Here is an 18,429-nt window from a genome sequence, read left to right on the forward strand (position 1 = left end):
TCCTATTAAGCTGTTTAATCATAAAAATATTTTTAAATCTTTGAGTTATCAGCACTAAATTCCATTTTTCTACACAATTGTACATTAGGCTACACAGAAAATAATTTGATCGTTTCTTGGGGTTCTAGAATGAAATATGCTGTTTATTGTGGAAAACTCAGTGTGCTTAGCTCAGCATTACTCAGTATAAGTGCTTCAATGTTCGCTGCCGAACCCGCTACCGAGAGTTCTATACCCGCAGCGTCCGAGTCAAGTCCTCAGGTTTTGCCTACTCTCTCATTCAAGGCTTCGGCCGAACCCAAAAAAGTAAAAGATGATGATATTAGTGCTGTACCTAAAACTATTATTACCCAAGAAGAAATGCTGCAATATGGCGACCAGTCTGTGATGGATGCTTTACGACGCGCTGCTGGTTTTCAAATCCCTGCTTTCGGCCAAAGTCCTCGCGGTGGCGGCGGTGCTTCAGGCATGCGTTTCCGTGGTGGTGGCGCACCCACATTTTTGGTCAATGGTGAGCCTGTACAAGGTGGCCCACGTGGTGGTATGTCAGTTATTGACACCATTACTCCAGAAATGATTGAACGGATCGAAGTGATCAAGCAACCCAGTGTTGCTCAAGCTTCGGTTGCCTCTTCAGCAGTGATTAATATTATTTTAAAAGAGCCTCTAGATACCCGTTTAAATGGCTCAGTCAAACTCGGCTATGGATTGCGTGATAGTGGTGAACAACAATCTGAACGCAAGCAAATCAACATTCAAGCAGACGGTCGTGAAAACCAGTGGTCATATAGCGTTTCAGCCAATCAGATGTGGATGGACAACACGTCAATCACTAAAACTGAAACAGCAACGGGAACACGCGAACAGCTTCGTACCACCAACCGTACCATGCAGATGTTCTCCCCACGTTTGCAATACGATTTGGATGATCAGCAAAAGTTGATTGCAGAATTGTTCTACCGAAATATCAAAATGGATGGCTATTCATCTAATCAAACTCAAGATGACAAGAACGATAGTATTCGCTTAAACACGCGTTATGAGCGTAAAGACAAAGACCTGAGTGATAAAATCCGCTTGTCTGTTGAACGTCAGACGGAAACACAGCTCACACGCTCGCCACAAAATACAATTTATACCGATGAAACGGTAAATGAGTATGGTCTTGCTTATGATGGCGTTCGTAAATTAGATAAAGACCGCCAAATTAAATTTGGTTTTGATACCCGCAGCAACGAACTCGATAGCAACGTCAGTAAAAGTCTGGATGAACAACGCTATGCTGTTTATGGTGAGGGTAGCTGGCGTTTTACAGACCACCAAACAGTAACTTTAGGTGCGCGTCAGGAATGGCTTAATCGTTCAGGCTTGGTTGATTATCAAGATCAACATTTAAGTCCAGTTTTGGCTTATCGCTTTGACCTCACTGAGCAATGGTCAATTCAAACCAACTTGAGCCAAGCATTTAAAAGCCCGAATACCGATCGGCTAATTCCGAATGTGACTGTCTCTACAGATAGCGATGCGGGTAGTTTAAATAACCCTGATCGTGGTGGTAATCCTAATTTAAAACCTGAAAAAATCCGTGCAGCTGAATCCACCCTTGCCTATGATTCTGCGAGTGGTGGTGTAAGTGTCACGGCGTATCATCGCGAAATTAAAGACTACATTGAAAAAGTCATTGCACTTGAAGGCACACGTTATGTAGAGCGCCCACAAAACCAAGACCAAGCAACCACTTATGGTATTGAATTCTCAGGACGTTATGCTTTAAAACAAACTGAAGCTGGACACGCGTTTATGCTCAACGGGCAAGTGTCAACGATTCGCGCCAAGATTGAAGATGGACAACATAATGAACGTTTGGTCAGTGATGTTGCACCCTATAATGCCAGTGCTGGTATGTCTTATAGTTATAAGCCTTGGCAATTATCAACCAGCGTGAACATTAGTTACACGCCTGAATTTACCCGTGCCTTAGATGGTCAGCCCTATGATCGCACCACCAATGAACGTTTTAGCTTAGATTTGAGTGCAACCAAACGCTTTAATCATGGCTGGGCAGCGAGCCTTAATCTCAATAACGTCTTGAGTACCAATTATAAGGAACGCCTCACCAATCAAACCGATGGCAGCTTATATCAGGCGAGAACCAATGAAAGTATTCCATCATTACAGTTTAGCCTTGAGAAAAAATTCTAATTTTCTTGCGCTTTAAAATGATTCAAGCACCCAAAGTCAGCTTATCTCAAGCTGACTTTCAAATTTCAAGAACAAATATTAAAACTAAATAATGGCAATCGCGTATGTTTAGGATGCTATGATCTGCACCCAATTCTGATTAGCCACTTAGAACTCAAGATGAGAACCGAATTAAAAGCTAAAATCATACAGATTTGCGATGAAAAAATTACCAAAAAAGGTAGCAATGTAGGACTTTCATTTTATGCTTTCTTTGCCAATAAAAATGATGATCCTGAGTGCCTTATGGAAGCTGCCCATTGGTGGATTATGGAGCATCGACTGGATCATTTTGAGAAAGCCAGCAAGATTAAAGCACTGGTTTTAGCTGAATCCGATTAATAGACATCGCGTTGATAGCGTTGTTCCTGTTTGAGTTGCTCCACCAAATCAAGGCCTAAAATCTCTTTTAAGGCTTGATCAACGCCACCCGCCATTCCCTTAAGGCTACCGCAGATATAAATTGCTGCGCCCTGTGCAACCCAAGTCAGTAATCGAGTTGATTGGCCTCTTAAACAATCTTGCACATAGACTTTCTCAACTTGATCACGAGAAAATGCATAATCGACTTGATCAAGAAAACCATGTTGCTGCCAATAGTGAATTTCAGTCTGATAAAGATGATCAAATTGCTGCTGTCGTTCACCAAAAATCAGCCAGTTTTGCTTATAACCCCAATGTTCTCTCTGGCGTAAATGTGCCAGTAAACCCGCAATCCCCGTACCATTGCCAATCAAGATCAAAGGCCTCGCATCATGCGGCAAATGAAAACTTGGATTATGACGAATATGAGCCTGAATCAATTGATCTTGCTGTAAGCCTTGTGTCAGCCAGCCAGAACCCAAACCCAGACCTGTTTCTGTATGTTGTTGCCTAACCACCAGCTCAATAAAACCATTTTCAGCTAGACTTGCGATGGAATATTCACGCTTGGACAAGTGCTCAAATTGTGCCATCCACTGTTCGAAAGATTGCTCTGCTTTGCTCGGTAATTTTCTTAAATTCAGGGTACTTAATTGAGTCGCCAACGCAGAAGTAACCTGCTGTTGCTGTGATTGCAAAAAAGCCTCAATATCATCCAGATTGTTTTCGCATTGGATCTCTAAAATATCACCTGATGACCAAACCAAGTCCTCATCACCAATCAATTGAACTTTATAAATAGGCTCGCCGAGACTACCTTTATTTAAGCACTGCCGATGCGCAAATTTTAATTGCAACATCTGTTGTGAACTTGGCAAGTCACTGAATTGCATCGAGGTCAGTTGTTCTAAACCACTCAACCATTGTTCCAAATCACGGCTATTCAGCTGGTCTACCAAAACAGTATCAAATAAAGCATGTGCCTGTTGTTGAACTAACCATTGTTCTAATCGCTGCCCAAACTGACAGAAATTAGCATAGCGTCGATCTCCCAAAGCCAATATTGCAAAAGATAAATGGGATAAATCCAAGCCTTGAGTAAAAGCTTTATTGATAAAAGATTGTGCACTATCTGGTGCATCCCCTTCACCATAGGTACTGACTACCCATAAAATTCGCTGTTGTTCGGCTAAATCATTGATACTCAAATCTTGAATATTTCTGACCACAATCTGATCATCAACTAAACGTAATTGCTCAGCCGTATGTCTCGCCCAGATTTCGGCATGTCCAGACTGACTGGCATAGACCACCAAATATGAAGGATGCGATTGCGGGGATAATTTTGTATTTCTTTGCTGCCAATATAGCCACACAATCACAAAAAGATGCAGACTCAATAATATTGCCAATATAGCAATAACGATCAGCACAGCCTGAGTCATGATGTCACCTTAAATGGCAAACCAAATGAGTAAAATAATTGCCGCTAAACTAGCAGCTGTGAGCAGCAAATGCGTCATTAAACGGGTTTTAATGGTGAGAAATAAAATATAGCCCGCCAAGGACAATAAAATAATAATGATCGCACTGATATCAATAAGCCAATGCCATGTTTCACCGACATTTTTACCGCGATGTAGATCATTGAGCAATGAAACGGTAGTTGCTGGTTTTTGGGTAATTTCGACTTCGCCTTGATCCATCAACACCCAGAGATCTGTTGAACCTGCTGGACTCTCCAAACGGATCATCACCTCCCCATCCATGACTTCGCTGCTTTTATAGCGTCCAATCAATGGCTGCTTGTCGCGAACAAAATCCAGAATCGCCTGAGTTGGATTCTCTTGTTTTTGGATAGCACTCACAAAAGCAGTTGGCAAAGTGAGTTTTACGATTTGCTCATCATTGGATGATTTAAACCAATCTGGGTTATTGAGCAGCAATCCTGTTGCAGCAAAAAAAATCAGTACGATGAAAGCAAATGCAGAGAGCCAGCCATGCACATAGCGTGCATGGCGGTAAAAATCACGACGTTGATACAAGTGACAAGCCTCGTAAATAAATAGGGCTTTTAATTAAGCACCACGTTGGAAGTTTAATTTCAGCGTACCAATTTCTGCCTGTGCAGGAAGTGTTTTTGTTACAGGTTTAGGGCCAACCTCTAACTCAAAGCTTTGATATGAATGATCGCCATGCTCACGAGAGGTTTCAATATGAATTAAATATTTACCCGCATCTACCGCTTTGCCTGCTTCATCTTTACCATCCCAAGCCAAACGGTACTGTCCTGGTTGACGTGATGGCTTCGCCACTGCATCCAAGTTTGGCATTTGACGACCATAGCGGCGCCACCATACATAGTTTGAGTTCAGCCACTTCTCATCTTTGCCCCAAACGGCAAGCGTACGAACTAATTTTTTATCGCTGTCTGTCACCCAAACGGAAACATAAGGTGCACGATAATTATCAACGGCAAGTTTGGGAATATTCACTTCAATTTGAGCCTGATAACCTTTAGGCCAAGCCGTTGCTGCACCATTTGCAGCCACATGTCGCATGATCGCAGGTTGATTGGCATCTAAAAGCGTAGACCAACCTGAACTTTGATAGCTGCTGCCATCACTCGCAACCAACTGGGCTTCAAAACCAACCAATTGTTCAATCAGCTGCATTCCTTCATGGGGTGACATTGCGGTTAAAGCCGTTGCCAAAGCATCCGCATCTGCAGCGCACTGTCCGACCACGACACATTGCTCTACGTTTTGAATTGGCATACCTGTTTGTGGATTGAGCAAATGCGATTGGCCTGCCAACGAACGATAACCTTGCCCACTAAAAGCAACAGCTTGATCTTTAATATTTAAAACTTGTGTTGGTGCTGTATTATCAAAGCGTTCATTTGGATCTTGAATACCGATCTTCCAGCTTGCTTGTTGTGGTGATTGACCCCACACCCGCATATCGCCACCAATATCGATCAAAATCCCCTGTAAATATGGCACGGCTTGTTTAGCGGCAATCAGGGCACGATCAATTACATAGCCTTTTGCATAGGCATCTGGTGCAATTTTAACGGCTGAATCAAGCTTAATCTGTTTGGTTTTTGGATTTAACTCAATACTCTGTGTCTTTAACTGGCGTAATAAGGCTTCTTGGGTTTGATCATCCAGATTGTGTACCTGATGACTTTGTTCCCATAACTGAATCAATTGGCCTAAACGTGCATCAAAACCACCACAGGTCGCACTGCGCCATTGTTCACAAGCAGCAATTACCTCATAAAGTTCAGAAGAAGCTTCGATCTGTTGTTCACGATTGAGCTGACTGATTTCACTGTCATCACGCCATACCGATAAAATCTTGTCCAAACGTGCCACTTCATTCTGGATTGCCTGTAATGCCTTTTCTGCATCTTTTTGATGTGCAGTAGTTACAACAACATCTAAAGAAGTACCCAAAATATGATCTTGGTGAAAACTATAACTTGGCGTCTGAACGGGTGCTTGTAATGTCTGAGGGTCTTTTATAGCATTTTCATTGGCCTGAGTTGCTGTAATTGGCGACATGAATACAGCGATAGCTGCCATCAACGGTGATAAACGAAATATGATTTGAATCGGGCGAAAAGCTTGTTGCGTTGATGACATCGTTAAGGTTCCTTTTCTAAGATTTACCTAAGCCAATACATGAGCTTTGTCAAAAGCAAATGGCTTGGTCTCACGCATGAATTACAACCAAAAGAACATGAAAGTGAAACTGTTTTATTTTCAATAAAATCAAAAATATTCCATTCACTTAAGATACACATTAGGGAGAAAAATAACGTGTTCATCTTTAGATGTCTAATGGTATAAAAACGATTAAAAATTTATCGAAATAATATTGCAACTGATACTCGTTATCAAGTAGATTGTAGCAATTCTTTTGCATTTTTGTTTATTTCTCTTTTAAGGAATTCTTCATGCGTCATCTACTTACTGTTGCCTTATTTTCTGCACTGCCAACATTCAGTTTTGCTCACACAGCAAGCCCTTTTTTATTGCCAGAAGTATTTGACAGCAAAGCAGATAACGTCAGCTTTCAAAGTGGAATCACTGTAGAAAAATTCTTTGTTCCAAGCCGTAACTTTAAAACAGATTATCAGGTCACTACGCCAGAAGGAAAAACTGAAACCATTAAAGCAGCAGCAGAATTAAAAAAATTTAATATCGCTGAAGTCAATTTAACCACGGATGGCACCTATCGTCTTCGTACGCAAAATGCGACAGGCAACCCAACGAAATATGCATTGATTGATGGTCGTTGGCTACGTGTTCGCCCTCAACGCCCAGCGAATGCAAACTCGATGCCTCCTCAAAGCAATAATGCAGAACAAAAAGCGCCTCAAGCACCAGCAAATCAACCACCTCGTTTTATTGCTGAAGACCAAATTCCTGCAAATGCAAAAACGGCTCAAACCATCAATACTTATATTGCTGAAAGCTTTATCACCAAGGGCAAACCAAGTACTGTACCTGCAGTGACCAACAAAGGCTTTGAATTCAAATTTATCACCCATCCAAATGAACTGTATGCGGGTGAATCATTTAAGGCTCAGGTTTTAATGGATGGTAAACCAGTGCCAAATTTAGAAGTTGATGTGTTTAAAGGTGCAAGCAGTTACCAACCCAATGCAAAACGTGATCAACCGCATGTGAAAACCAACGCCAAAGGTGAAGTTGAAGTGAAATTCAATGAAGCTGGTATTTATCTCATTACCACCGCTTACCCTGAAGCAAATACAGATAATACTAAACAACCGATCGCTCAATCTTATACATACAGCGTGACCGTTGAAGTGACTGAATAAGCCTTTTGACCAAGGTACTTATCAGCGTATAAGTACCTTTCCCCCTCTGATTTAGCTGCAATCCATTTCTATCTTAAAAATAACAGCGTATATTGTTTTAAAACTCGTACTTACCCTGTTTTATGACTTCAAAAAAAACCAGTGATGCAGGCATCTTTTTATGGATGGTTTATCAAACCATGCAAAAGATGAATTTAGATGCCGCTGCCATATTTGCTCGTGTTCATTTACCGGATCAGCCACCTGATAAATTCGTACGGCGCGACAACGCCACACAGCAACGCTTTTGGCAAGCAGCAGAACAAATTAGTGATGATCCCGATATTGGTTTACATGTCGGTCACAATGTTCCACCCTTTCGCGGGCAAGTGATTGAATATCTTTTTCTCAGTAGTGCAACATTTGGTGAAGGCCTCAAACGAACCGTTCGATATCAGGCCTTACTCACTGATGCCATGTCATTTAACTTAGAAATGATAAATGAACATAGGGTAATGATTTCAGGGCTCAATCATCCTGTTCGACACTATTTGGAATGTGCCATAGGCATTCTACTTAACTTCTTTAAATATATTAGTGATGAAACATTTACACCACTTGAAATCGGTTTGCCGTATCTAAACGGAGCAGATCAAGAGGAATATCAGAAAATATGGGGATGTCCTGTCAAACTCGGTCAAGATAATGGCTACATTTGCTTTGATTCAGCACAATTAACAACACCCTCTGCTGCACATGAACCTGAACTGTTAAAAGTACATGAACATCATGCTGCCTCACAGCTTGAGCTATTAAACAAACACCAGCTTATAAACGAAATCGAAAAAATCTTGGCCAGTGGTTTATTAGAGTCTGGAGAATTTGATCAAAACATCATTGCTGAGTATTTGGGACGTAGCACTCGTAGCTTAAGAGCAGATCTACAACTGTTAAATACCAGCTACGAAAAAGTTATTGCACATTATCGTGAACGCCTTGCGCGTCGCTTACTCTCCCAGACACAGGAAAGTATTGATCAAATCGTTTATCTCACAGGTTTCTCCGAACCTTCAGCATTTTCAAGAGCATTTAAACGCTGGACTGGAGAGACACCTACAGCATATCGACAACGTAAACAGGCTTAAATTGATTGGATAGGCAGCTTAAAACTGTCAGATCAGTCAAAACTTTTTGCGCTTCTCTTTTTAAAATTCGATCTATGTTAGACGAGGTAATCCAGCATGATCGGTTTTCCAGTAGGTGTTTTTGTTGCAAATGGTATGGAATGGTACTTCCACAAAGTATGGTTACATGAATTTCCAAGCAAAAATAGAAACAGCCCCTTCTTTACCCATATTGCCCATCACAAACGTGCTCGCTTAAATGGCTTTCATGATGAAGGCTATGCGGAGTCGATGTTTAAAAACTCTGAAATGTACAATGAGAAATCAGCACTCATCGGCTTAGCTGCTGCATCCACCATTTTTCTTCCCGTTGCCCCCTTCTTTACCGCGGGTCTATACTATGGCATTTGGAATTATTGGAAGGTGCATGCCAAATCACACCTAGATCCAGAGTTCGCCAAAAAGCGGATTCCTTGGCACTATGATCATCACATGACTAGCAATCAAAATGCCAATTGGTGTGTGACTAAGCCATGGTTTGATTACATTATGGGAACGCGTGTGATGACCAATGTATCAGTAACGGAAACCAATCCATTGGCGATCAACATGCCGAAATGGCTAGAAAAAAGAGTAAATCGGGTAGCACGCCAGCTATTACCGAAAGCCTATGCTCAAATTGATACCAATACGCAATTTGATCAACAGAATTTACGCCAAGGGATTGAGGTAGCGTTATAAGTACACTGTATTAGAATATTAAATCAAACCGAGTTATGCATGACTCGGTTTTTATTGCTGGAAAGTCAATGCGAGCTGGTTTTAGACAGCAAATTAAGGATAAGTACACCGCTCATGATCAAGACTATCCCAATGATCCCCCAGACATCCAGCTTTTGGTCAAATACAAACCAAGCCACGGTAGTAATCAAAACAATCCCGACACCAGACCAAATCGCATATGCAACGCCTACAGGAATGGTCTTTAAGGTTAGCGACAAGCAATAAAATGCAATCACATAGCCAACCACAACCACGATAGAAGCAACTGGTTTGGTAAAACCTTCACTACTTTTTAAGGCAGATGTTGCGATCACTTCTGCAGTAATCGCAATGAATAAAATTATCCAATTGTTCATTTACTCATCTCCCATAATTAAATACGACCTATAAGAACATCTATAAGAAAAAACACCCTTTTATAAAGGGTGTTTTTTAATGTTTATTTCAACGTGTCGAATAAAAGCTTAAGCCGACTTCTTTGCCATATTGTTTTTACGGATAGTAATCATCACCAACTGAACGGCAGCTGGCGTAACACCCGGAATACGACTTGCTTGCGCTAAAGTCTCAGGACGAACTGTTTTCAACTTCAAAGTAATTTCACGCGACAAACCAGAAATACCATCATATTCAAAATCAGCAGGAATCTTGGTTTCTTCAAGACGCTTTAATTGCGCAACATCTTCATGTTGACGATTAATATAGCCTTCGTATTTCACCGCAATTTCAATTTGCTCACCCACATGTTCAGATACTTCTGAACCCGTTAATTCAGCAATTTGAGCAAAGTTGATATTTGGGCGTTTCAACAAATCGATCGCACTACATTCTTTACTGAGATCAGCACCCGTCATTTCAACGAATTTTTTACCCATTGGGTTGTTTGGCGCAGCCCATAAATGTTGTAAGCGAGAGGTTTCACGCTCAACTGCTTCCATTTTTTCGCTATATGCAGCCCAACGCGCATCATCAACTAGGCCAAGTTCACGACCAATTGACGTTAAACGTTGATCGGCATTGTCTTCACGTAACATCAAACGGTATTCCGCACGTGAAGTAAACATACGATACGGTTCTTTGGTACCCAAAGTGATCAGGTCATCGACCAATACGCCCATATATGCTTGATCACGTTTCGGTGTCCATTCTTCTTGTTCCCACGCACGGCGTGCCGCATTCAAACCTGCAAGCAAGCCTTGTGCACCCGCTTCTTCATAACCAGTCGTACCGTTAATTTGACCAGCAAAGTACAAGTTTTGAATCGCTTTGGTTTCAAGTGTGAATTTTAACGCTTGTGGATTGAAATAGTCATATTCAATCGCATAACCTGGACGAAGGATATGCGCATTTTCCATACCACGGATTGAACGCACCAAATTGAACTGCACATCAAATGGCAATGAAGTCGAAATACCGTTTGGATAAAGCTCATGAGTATCTAAGCCTTCAGGCTCCAAGAACACTTGATGTGAATCTTTATCGGCAAAACGGTGAATTTTATCTTCAATCGATGGGCAATAACGTGGACCAACACCTTCAATCACGCCTGTGTACATTGGTGAACGATCTAAACCACCACGGATAATTTCGTGGGTTTTTTCACTAGTATGCGTGATATAACAATTGACTTGTTCAGGGTGCATTGACGCATCACCCATGAATGACATCACTGGAGATGGGAAATCACCGGGTTGTGGCGTCATTACTGAGAAATCAACACTACGTGCATCAATACGCGGTGGCGTTCCAGTCTTTAAACGTCCAACAGGTAATTTAAGCTCACGTAAACGATGAGCCAATGCAATTGACGGCGGATCACCTGCACGACCACCACTTGTGTTTTGTAAACCAACGTGGATCACACCACCCAAGAATGTTCCTGTCGTCAATACCACTGTTTTAGTATCGAAACGGATACCCATTTGAGTGACAACACCCTTAACAGTATCGCCTTCTACAATTAAATCATCTGCTGCTTGTTGGAAAATATCCAAATTCGCCTGATTTTCTAAAGTTTCACGAATCGCAGCTTTATAACGTACTCGGTCCGCTTGCGCACGTGTTGCACGCACAGCCGCACCTTTACGAGAATTTAGGATACGGAACTGAATACCACCTTTATCAGCAGCAAGTGCCATTGCACCACCAAGTGCATCAATCTCGCGGACAAGATGTGATTTACCAATACCACCAATCGCAGGGTTACAGCTCATCTGCCCCAAAGTTTCAATATTATGCGTTAACAATAATGTTTGTCTTCCCATACGTGCAGCAGCAAGCGCCGCTTCCGTACCAGCGTGACCGCCACCAATTACGATAACGTCGTAAACTTTAGGATAGTGCATAGTGGTAAATGTGTATTCAAAAAATGACAGAGTATTATATAGGAGTTTTCCATTAAATTGGCAAAAACCATCAACATTGTTGTAGGTTTCAAGCCACTGTTCTGGCTACAGAATACACAAAAAGAAACCTTCTGTTGCATTTTCCTCTTAGACTTCACACAGCGAATCATCACTATTAACTTGAACACCACTGTTTTATCTGTTCAGTTTCTTATCCTAAAAAGTGCATAACAAATACTTTAGGAAAATGACATGAACACAAAGCTTTTATTTTCATCTCTTATTTGTGGCCTATGTTTTAGCGTAGCTGCACATGCAGATACCAAGGCAACCCAAGATCAGCAAACCAAGAAATATCAGCAGGTTTGTAAAGGCAAAAAACAAGGTGACCCAGTTTCTTTTGCATATAAAGGCGTTGTTTTCAATGGTTCATGTGAACCGAATGAAGCAGGTAAATTATCCTTCCAACCACCAACACCTGCCAATAATGCGACACCTGAAACACAAAGCCGTCTTTCAGAAACGCAATCTGCACCTCGTCCTGTAACTGAACCTGTAGAGACCCCACCAGTGGCTCCAGCACCTCCAGTTGCACCAGATGTTGAGCAGACAGCACCTTAATTGCAATAATCATTAAGAAGGTCTTTATGACCTTCTTTTTTATTTATTGGCTACAAAAACAATCTCATAACACCCACTTACTGAGATATTTGCGCTTAAAATTGTAATCTGTCTATTTTATAATCCCTTTAATAAGTTTTAATCTATTACAATACGCACAAATACATTTATTTAGGTTTTCCTGTGAACTGGCTACAAATTCATATTACTGTTGATCAAAATCAAGTTGAACTCACCGAAACATTACTCCTGTCATTGGGTGCGGTAAGTGTTACTTTGGATGATGCAGAAGATCAAGCCTTGCTAGAGCCACTTCCAGGAGAAACACCACTTTGGAATAAAGTCATCGTCACGGGCATTTATCAACAAGAAGAAGATGACCCAATTGATGTCGATACTTTAGAAGCGTTCCTCAAAGTACAACTTCCAGATGTTCCTATGCGCCACCAATACTTAGAAAATCAAGTCTGGGAACGTGCATGGATGGATTATTACGAGCCAATTCAAATTGGTGAAAAATACTGGATCGTTCCAGAGTGGTTAGAACCGCCAGAAGCAGATGCAACCAACATCAAGTTAGATCCAGGTCTTGCATTTGGTACGGGCAACCATGCGAGTACCTTTTTATGCTTACAGTGGTTAGGTAAAACTGATGTAAAAGATAAAATCGTGATCGATTATGGTTGTGGTTCAGGTATTTTAGGCGTTGCGGCACTGTTATTAGGTGCAAAAAAAGTTTATGCAACGGATATTGACCCGCAAGCTGTACTTGCTACAAAACAAAATGCAGATTTGAATGGTGTACTTGATCGTCTTTATGTAGGATTACCAGAAGAATTTGATCAAGAATTTAAACCACAACAAGCAGACGTCCTTGTCGCAAATATTTTAGCGGCACCGTTAATGGCGCTTGCGCCTGAATTCTCAACTTTATTAAAAAATGAGGGTAAGTTCGCACTTGCAGGTATAATTGAAGAGCAAGTTGCTGATGTTTCTAGTGTTTACTCGCAGTTTTTTGATATATTAGAGATTGAAAAGCGTGAAGAAAACTGGTGCCGCATTTCAGGAAAACGTAAAACAACAATTTGAGAACATTGTTACTTATGAGTGAAAAACAAACCCGCTGCCCTAAATGTTCAACTGTGTACAAAGTGACCCTTTCACAACTCAGTGTTGCACAGGGCATGGTTTGTTGTCCAAAATGCGTGATTAACTTTAATGCATTGACCAATTTATTAGAATCAGAAAGCGAAGATATCCCCACTCCGACAAATCGCTCACTCTTTTCTTCAATTCAACCTGATAGCTCCTTTGCAGAAAAGCAAATGCAGATTTTGCGAATCTTCGATCAGAAAATTGAAAACTCAAATATTGATTTATTAACTTATCTCAATAATCTAAATTACTTTAATACCGAACCCGTTACCGCCCTCCCCAATTTAAATCTGTCTGAAGATACTTTGTTGATCGATCATGAGAACAATGACAAACAGCATGGGTGGCTGTATTACACCTTGTGGGGTATGGGCAATATTGCTTTAATTTTGGTTTTTGCATTTCAAATTCTATGGTTCAACCCTAAACTGATGCATGAAAGCCCAGCACTGAATCAGATGTTTAATTATGCATGCAGCATTTTTTCATGCAAAACCAGCAATGAACAATATAAATACCTTAGCTTTGAAAAAGTAAAAATTAAGCAGGCCGAGAAAGATAAAACCATTTTTTCTGGTGTGCTTTTGAATCATCACGAAAATAGTGTGGCACTACCTCCGATTAAAGTCGTGCTCAAACAAAATGACGAAGCCGTTTTTAACGTAATGCTCAAACCACAAGATTATTTAGTCGACAGTTTAAAAACGATTCAACGTATTCCAACTAACAGCCCTTTTCGCTTCGAATTTACCCTTCCAAAAAGCAAAAATAGCTTTAATGACTATAGTTTAGAATTTGTACAGCCCTAAAAGCTCAAAAAAGTGACAAAAAAACAAAAAAAAGTGAAGTTAATTTGCTCACTTTTTCGCTGACAGTGGTATGATACGCGCCACGAATGCTTTGACCTACTTACTCCTCGTTATTTATAGACAATAAAATCGTTAAACGAACTGTGCTTCTATCCCATAAGCGCATTGTTGGTTTTTTTGTTTTTAAAAGTAGGCGGTAACAAATATTTAACTATTGTTACGCTTATTTTTTACACAATTCGAGGATTTGTGGCAAGCTAATAGTCCCATTGTTTTAGAGTCACTGTTTTAGGATCTAAAACAGGACTCAGTAATTTAGACCACATTTATATCACTTTACCCAAGTGATATTTTGATTTTTCGGATTAAAACGCATGAATAGCAAATCTCCTATTTTTACGGCTCAATCTGATGTCGCTCTTCGCATCCATGTAGATCGCGCAGTTCGTCATTATTTTGCACAATTGCAAGGTGAGCAACCATCTCAAGTTTATGACATGGTTTTAGCAGAAATGGAGAAACCTCTTTTATCTGTGGTCTTAGAATATACTCGCGGTAATCAAACACGTGCCGCTGAGATTTTAGGCCTTAACCGCGGAACTTTACGCAAAAAGTTAAAAGCTCACGGTTTAATGAGTGAATAATTGATAAAATGCTCACGTTCTCGTGGGCATTTTTTTTGCCTTTTATTTTCAATCTGTAGACTTCAAACTGTTGACTAAAATCATGACTATCAAACGTGCTTTAATCTCTGTATCTGATAAAACCGGAATCGTTGAATTCGCTCAAAATCTTGTAGCTCTAGGGGTAGAAATTTTATCTACGGGCGGTACATATAAGTTGCTTAAAGACAACAATATCGCCGTAGTAGAGGTTTCTGAACATACAGGTTTTCCCGAAATGATGGATGGTCGTGTAAAAACATTACATCCAAAAATTCATGGAGGCATCTTAGCTCGTCGTGGTCTGGACGAAGCAGTGATGCAAGAACACAACATCGATCCGATTGATCTGGTGATTGTAAATCTGTATCCATTCGCAGCAACAGTAGCAAAACCGAACTGTTCACTTGCAGATGCAATCGAGAATATCGACATCGGTGGTCCGACGATGGTTCGTGCCGCTGCAAAGAACCATGCTTCAGTAGGCATTATCGTGAATGCAGCTGACTACGACACAGTGGTTGCTGAATTAAAAGCAAATGGCGCACTTTCTTACGAAACTCGTTTCGACCTCGCGGTAAAAGCATTTGAGCACACTGCACAATACGATGGCATGATCGCATCTTATTTAGGCGCGCGTGTTGGCAAAACTGAAGGTGAAGCGGACCTGTTCCCACGTACCTTCAATACCCAACTAAATAAAGCACAAGATTTACGTTATGGTGAAAACCCTCATCAAAATGCAGCATTCTATGTAGAAGAAAATGCAAAAGAAGCATCTGTTTCTACCGCGAAGCAATTACAAGGCAAAGAACTCTCTTATAACAATATTGCAGATACCGATGCAGCACTTGAGTGTGTGAAATCATTTGCGAAGCCTGCTTGTGTCATCGTTAAACATGCAAACCCTTGTGGCGTTGCTGTTTCATTGGATGGTATCAAAGCAGCTTATGATCTTGCTTATGCAACCGATCCTGAATCAGCATTTGGTGGCATCATTGCATTCAACCGTGAATTGGACACTGCGACTGCACAAGCGATTGTAGATCGTCAATTCGTTGAAGTGATTATTGCACCAAGCATTGCGGATGGTGTACTTGAAATCACAGGTGCGAAAAAGAATGTACGTGTGTTGGTGTGTGGTGAGCTTCCAGCAATTGACGCTCGTGCAGCACAACTTGACTATAAGCGCGTGAATGGCGGTTTATTGGTTCAAGACCAAGATCTAGGCATGATCACTAAAGATGATCTTAAAGTTGTGACCAAACGTGCGCCAACTGAACAAGAAATTGATGATTTGATCTTTGCTTGGAAAGTAGCGAAATATGTGAAATCAAATGCAATTGTTTATGCAAAAAATCGTCAAACGATTGGTGTAGGTGCAGGTCAAATGAGCCGCGTCAACTCAGCACGTATTGCAGCGATTAAAGCTGAACATGCAGGTTTAGTGGTTGAAGGTGCGGTAATGGCATCTGATGCATTCTTCCCATTCCGTGATGGTATTGATAATGCAGCTAAGGCTGGTATTAAATGTATTATCCAACCAGGCGGTTCAATGCGCGACGAAGAAACCATTGCAGCAGCGGATGAAGCTGGTATTGCCATGGTATTCACAGGCATGCGTCACTTCCGTCACTAATACTACTTTAAAAATTCCATCTTATTTACCTCCCTCTAAATCTCCCTCCTAAAAGGAGGGAGACTACACCAATATCGATATGGGTTCCCTCTCCTCTTAGGAGATGAGGGACGATTGTAGTTCCGCAAGGGAGAGGTTAAGGGGGACTTTTTTATTCTGAACAGGTATATTCTTAGATACTGAAAAAGGGAAATAACTTAATAATGAATATTTTAGTTTTGGGTAGCGGTGGCCGTGAACATGCACTTGCATGGAAAATCGCACAAGATGCAAAAGTCACACAAGTTTTCGTTGCGCCAGGTAATGCAGGCACGGCAACAGAAGATAAATGTACAAACGTAGAGCTTAATATTCTAGACAATCCAGCAATCATCGCATTTGCAAAAGCAAATGATATTGCATTGGTCATTGTTGGTCCTGAAGCACCATTAGTCAATGGTGTAGTAGATGCTGCACGTGAAGCAGGTTTAAAAATCTGGGGCCCAACCCAGTACGCTGCACAGCTTGAAGGTTCTAAAGCATTTGCCAAACACTTCTTAAAACGCCACAACATTCCGACGGCTTTTTATGACGTTTTCACTGAAGTGGATGCAGCAAAAGCCTATGTTGAAAAAAATGGCGCACCTATCGTAATTAAAGCGGACGGTCTAGCTGCAGGTAAAGGCGTAATCGTGGCAATGACCAACGAAGAAGCTTTTGCTGCGATTGACGATATGCTTGCGGGTAACAAGTTTGGTGATGCAGGTTCACGTGTTGTTATCGAACAGTTCCTCGCTGGTGAAGAAGCAAGCTTCATTTGTATGATCGATGGCAACAACATTTTGCCAATGGCCACCTCACAAGATCACAAACGTATTTTTGAAGGCGATGAAGGTCCAAACACTGGCGGTATGGGTGCTTACTCTCCTGCACCAGTGGTAACCCCAGAAGTGTTTGAACGTGTCATGAACGAAGTGATGCGCCCAACCGTTGATGGTATGGCTGCGGATGGTCACGTTTATACAGGTTTCTTATATGCAGGCTTGATGATTGATGAACAAGGTCAACCACGTGTGATCGAATTCAACTGTCGCTTTGGTGATCCTGAAACTCAACCGATCATGATGCGCTTAAAATCATCTTTAGTTGATTTGGTTGAGGCTGGTATTGCAGGTAACTTGCCAAGCGAAGCTGAATGGGATGAGCGCAAATCGATTGGTATCGTTCTTGCTGCTGGTGGTTACCCTGAAACTGTACGCAAAGGCGATGTGATTTCAGGTCTTGGTCAATCTCCAGAAGACACCAAGATTTTCCATGCAGGCACGGCGATGAGTGCTGATGGACATGTGATTACTGCGGGTGGTCGTGTACTGTGTGTGACTGCACTGGGTGATACCGTACTTGAAGCACAAATCAATGCGCTAGAGGTATGCGGTCAAGTAACCTTTACAGGTATGCAATACCGTAGTGACATCGGGTACCGCGCAATTGCTCGTGAAAAAGCTGAATAAGCTTTGTTGAGCAAAAAAGCCTTCTCAGGAAGGCTTTTTTTATTCCATAAACCGCATAAATATGAATTCTATATTCATTATTTAAATATAAAATTCAGAAAAATATATATTTATTATTCAACTGATTCCTCTCTTTATATTTTTGGAAAAATTTATAAAACTATCATTTATTTATATTTACTTAGGCCATAATTTTCTTCTAGCAAGCAGGTTGTTAAGCTGCGAAGTACAAGCTGTTCCACTATAACCGCCCATAAATTGTTGCTATGATTGCCGAAATTTTAGATGTTGTTTTTATGTTAACTGTATATTCTTTTTCATTATTTTAAATGTCTAGAATATTAAACCTAACAAAACAAATTGCAG

General features: G+C 41.0%; 16 protein-coding genes. 11 read left to right on the forward strand and 5 right to left on the reverse strand.

Going from position 1 to position 18,429, the window contains the following annotated elements; all coding sequences use genetic code 11:
• Positions 1-129: 129 nt before the first annotated feature.
• Both GBI66_RS00005 and GBI66_RS00010 read left to right on the forward strand, forming a co-directional pair.
• Positions 130-2,202 (forward strand): TonB-dependent siderophore receptor, encoded by a 2,073-nt coding sequence (locus GBI66_RS00005; RefSeq protein ID WP_151714711.1) that lies wholly within the window; start codon positions 130-132, stop codon positions 2,200-2,202.
• 159 nt (positions 2,203-2,361) lie between these two features.
• Positions 2,362-2,583: a DUF6500 family protein gene (locus GBI66_RS00010; protein ID WP_151714712.1), complete on the forward strand. Its 222-nt coding sequence runs from the start codon at positions 2,362-2,364 to the stop codon at positions 2,581-2,583.
• On the opposite strand, the gene GBI66_RS00015 is transcribed toward GBI66_RS00010, so the two are convergent.
• From GBI66_RS00015 to GBI66_RS00025, 3 genes are read right to left on the reverse strand one after another with little or no spacing between them, the layout of a single operon-like run.
• The gene (locus tag GBI66_RS00015; RefSeq protein ID WP_151714713.1) at positions 2,580-4,049 is read right to left on the reverse strand and encodes a sulfite reductase flavoprotein subunit alpha; all 1,470 of its coding nucleotides are present in this window, start codon (positions 4,047-4,049) and stop codon (positions 2,580-2,582) included. The two genes, GBI66_RS00010 and GBI66_RS00015, sit on opposite strands and share 4 nt — an antisense overlap.
• A 9-nt stretch (positions 4,050-4,058) precedes the next feature.
• Positions 4,059-4,649 (reverse strand): PepSY-associated TM helix domain-containing protein, encoded by a 591-nt coding sequence (locus GBI66_RS00020; protein WP_151714714.1) that lies wholly within the window; start codon positions 4,647-4,649, stop codon positions 4,059-4,061.
• Between the two features lie 33 nt (positions 4,650-4,682).
• Positions 4,683-6,254: a DUF2271 domain-containing protein gene (locus tag GBI66_RS00025; RefSeq protein ID WP_151714715.1), complete on the reverse strand. Its 1,572-nt coding sequence runs from the start codon at positions 6,252-6,254 to the stop codon at positions 4,683-4,685.
• 314 nt (positions 6,255-6,568) lie between these two features.
• Between GBI66_RS00025 and GBI66_RS00030 the strand changes: the two genes are divergently transcribed.
• The 3 genes from GBI66_RS00030 to GBI66_RS00040 all read left to right on the forward strand — a co-directional run bounded on the left by GBI66_RS00030 (position 6,569) and on the right by GBI66_RS00040 (position 9,300).
• Complete coding sequence (locus tag GBI66_RS00030; RefSeq protein WP_151714716.1) at positions 6,569-7,456, forward strand: DUF4198 domain-containing protein; 888 nt, start codon at positions 6,569-6,571, stop codon at positions 7,454-7,456.
• Between the two features lie 122 nt (positions 7,457-7,578).
• Positions 7,579-8,580, forward strand: a complete 1,002-nt coding sequence (locus GBI66_RS00035) for an AraC family transcriptional regulator (RefSeq protein ID WP_151714717.1) — start codon at positions 7,579-7,581, stop codon at positions 8,578-8,580.
• A 96-nt stretch (positions 8,581-8,676) separates the two neighbouring features.
• On the forward strand, positions 8,677-9,300 hold the full coding sequence (locus GBI66_RS00040) for a sterol desaturase family protein (protein ID WP_151714718.1): 624 nt from the start codon (positions 8,677-8,679) through the stop codon (positions 9,298-9,300).
• A 65-nt stretch (positions 9,301-9,365) separates the two neighbouring features.
• Here GBI66_RS00040 and GBI66_RS00045 read toward each other — a convergent pair whose 3' ends face one another.
• Both GBI66_RS00045 and mnmG read right to left on the reverse strand, forming a co-directional pair.
• Positions 9,366-9,698 carry a multidrug efflux SMR transporter gene (locus GBI66_RS00045; RefSeq protein WP_004805937.1) on the reverse strand — a complete coding sequence of 111 codons (333 nt, stop codon included), beginning with the start codon at positions 9,696-9,698 and terminating at the stop codon, positions 9,366-9,368.
• A 108-nt stretch (positions 9,699-9,806) separates the two neighbouring features.
• Complete coding sequence (gene mnmG / locus GBI66_RS00050; protein ID WP_151714719.1) at positions 9,807-11,687, reverse strand: tRNA uridine-5-carboxymethylaminomethyl(34) synthesis enzyme MnmG; 1,881 nt, start codon at positions 11,685-11,687, stop codon at positions 9,807-9,809.
• A 252-nt stretch (positions 11,688-11,939) separates the two neighbouring features.
• On the opposite strand from mnmG, the gene GBI66_RS00055 reads away from it, so the two are divergent.
• From GBI66_RS00055 to purD, 6 genes are all read left to right on the forward strand, one after another.
• Positions 11,940-12,308 (forward strand): hypothetical protein, encoded by a 369-nt coding sequence (locus GBI66_RS00055; RefSeq protein WP_151714720.1) that lies wholly within the window; start codon positions 11,940-11,942, stop codon positions 12,306-12,308.
• Positions 12,309-12,491: 183 nt separating this feature from the next.
• Entirely contained in the window at positions 12,492-13,397 is a 906-nt protein-coding gene (gene prmA / locus GBI66_RS00060; protein ID WP_151714721.1) for a 50S ribosomal protein L11 methyltransferase, read from the forward strand.
• 14 nt (positions 13,398-13,411) lie between these two features.
• Entirely contained in the window at positions 13,412-14,272 is an 861-nt protein-coding gene (locus tag GBI66_RS00065; protein ID WP_151714722.1) for a DUF3426 domain-containing protein, read from the forward strand.
• Positions 14,273-14,646: 374 nt separating this feature from the next.
• Positions 14,647-14,916 carry a DNA-binding transcriptional regulator Fis gene (gene fis, locus GBI66_RS00070; RefSeq protein ID WP_001086304.1) on the forward strand — a complete coding sequence of 90 codons (270 nt, stop codon included), beginning with the start codon at positions 14,647-14,649 and terminating at the stop codon, positions 14,914-14,916.
• An 82-nt stretch (positions 14,917-14,998) separates the two neighbouring features.
• Positions 14,999-16,573: a bifunctional phosphoribosylaminoimidazolecarboxamide formyltransferase/IMP cyclohydrolase gene (gene purH, locus GBI66_RS00075; RefSeq protein WP_151714723.1), complete on the forward strand. Its 1,575-nt coding sequence runs from the start codon at positions 14,999-15,001 to the stop codon at positions 16,571-16,573.
• Positions 16,574-16,776: 203 nt separating this feature from the next.
• Positions 16,777-18,063, forward strand: a complete 1,287-nt coding sequence (purD, locus tag GBI66_RS00080; RefSeq protein WP_005189848.1) for a phosphoribosylamine--glycine ligase — start codon at positions 16,777-16,779, stop codon at positions 18,061-18,063.
• The last annotated feature ends 366 nt before the right edge of the window (positions 18,064-18,429 follow it).

The sequence above is a fragment of the Acinetobacter sp. TUM15071 genome (genome assembly GCF_008980925.1).
In the GTDB taxonomy this organism is placed as follows: domain Bacteria; phylum Pseudomonadota; class Gammaproteobacteria; order Pseudomonadales; family Moraxellaceae; genus Acinetobacter; species Acinetobacter dispersus.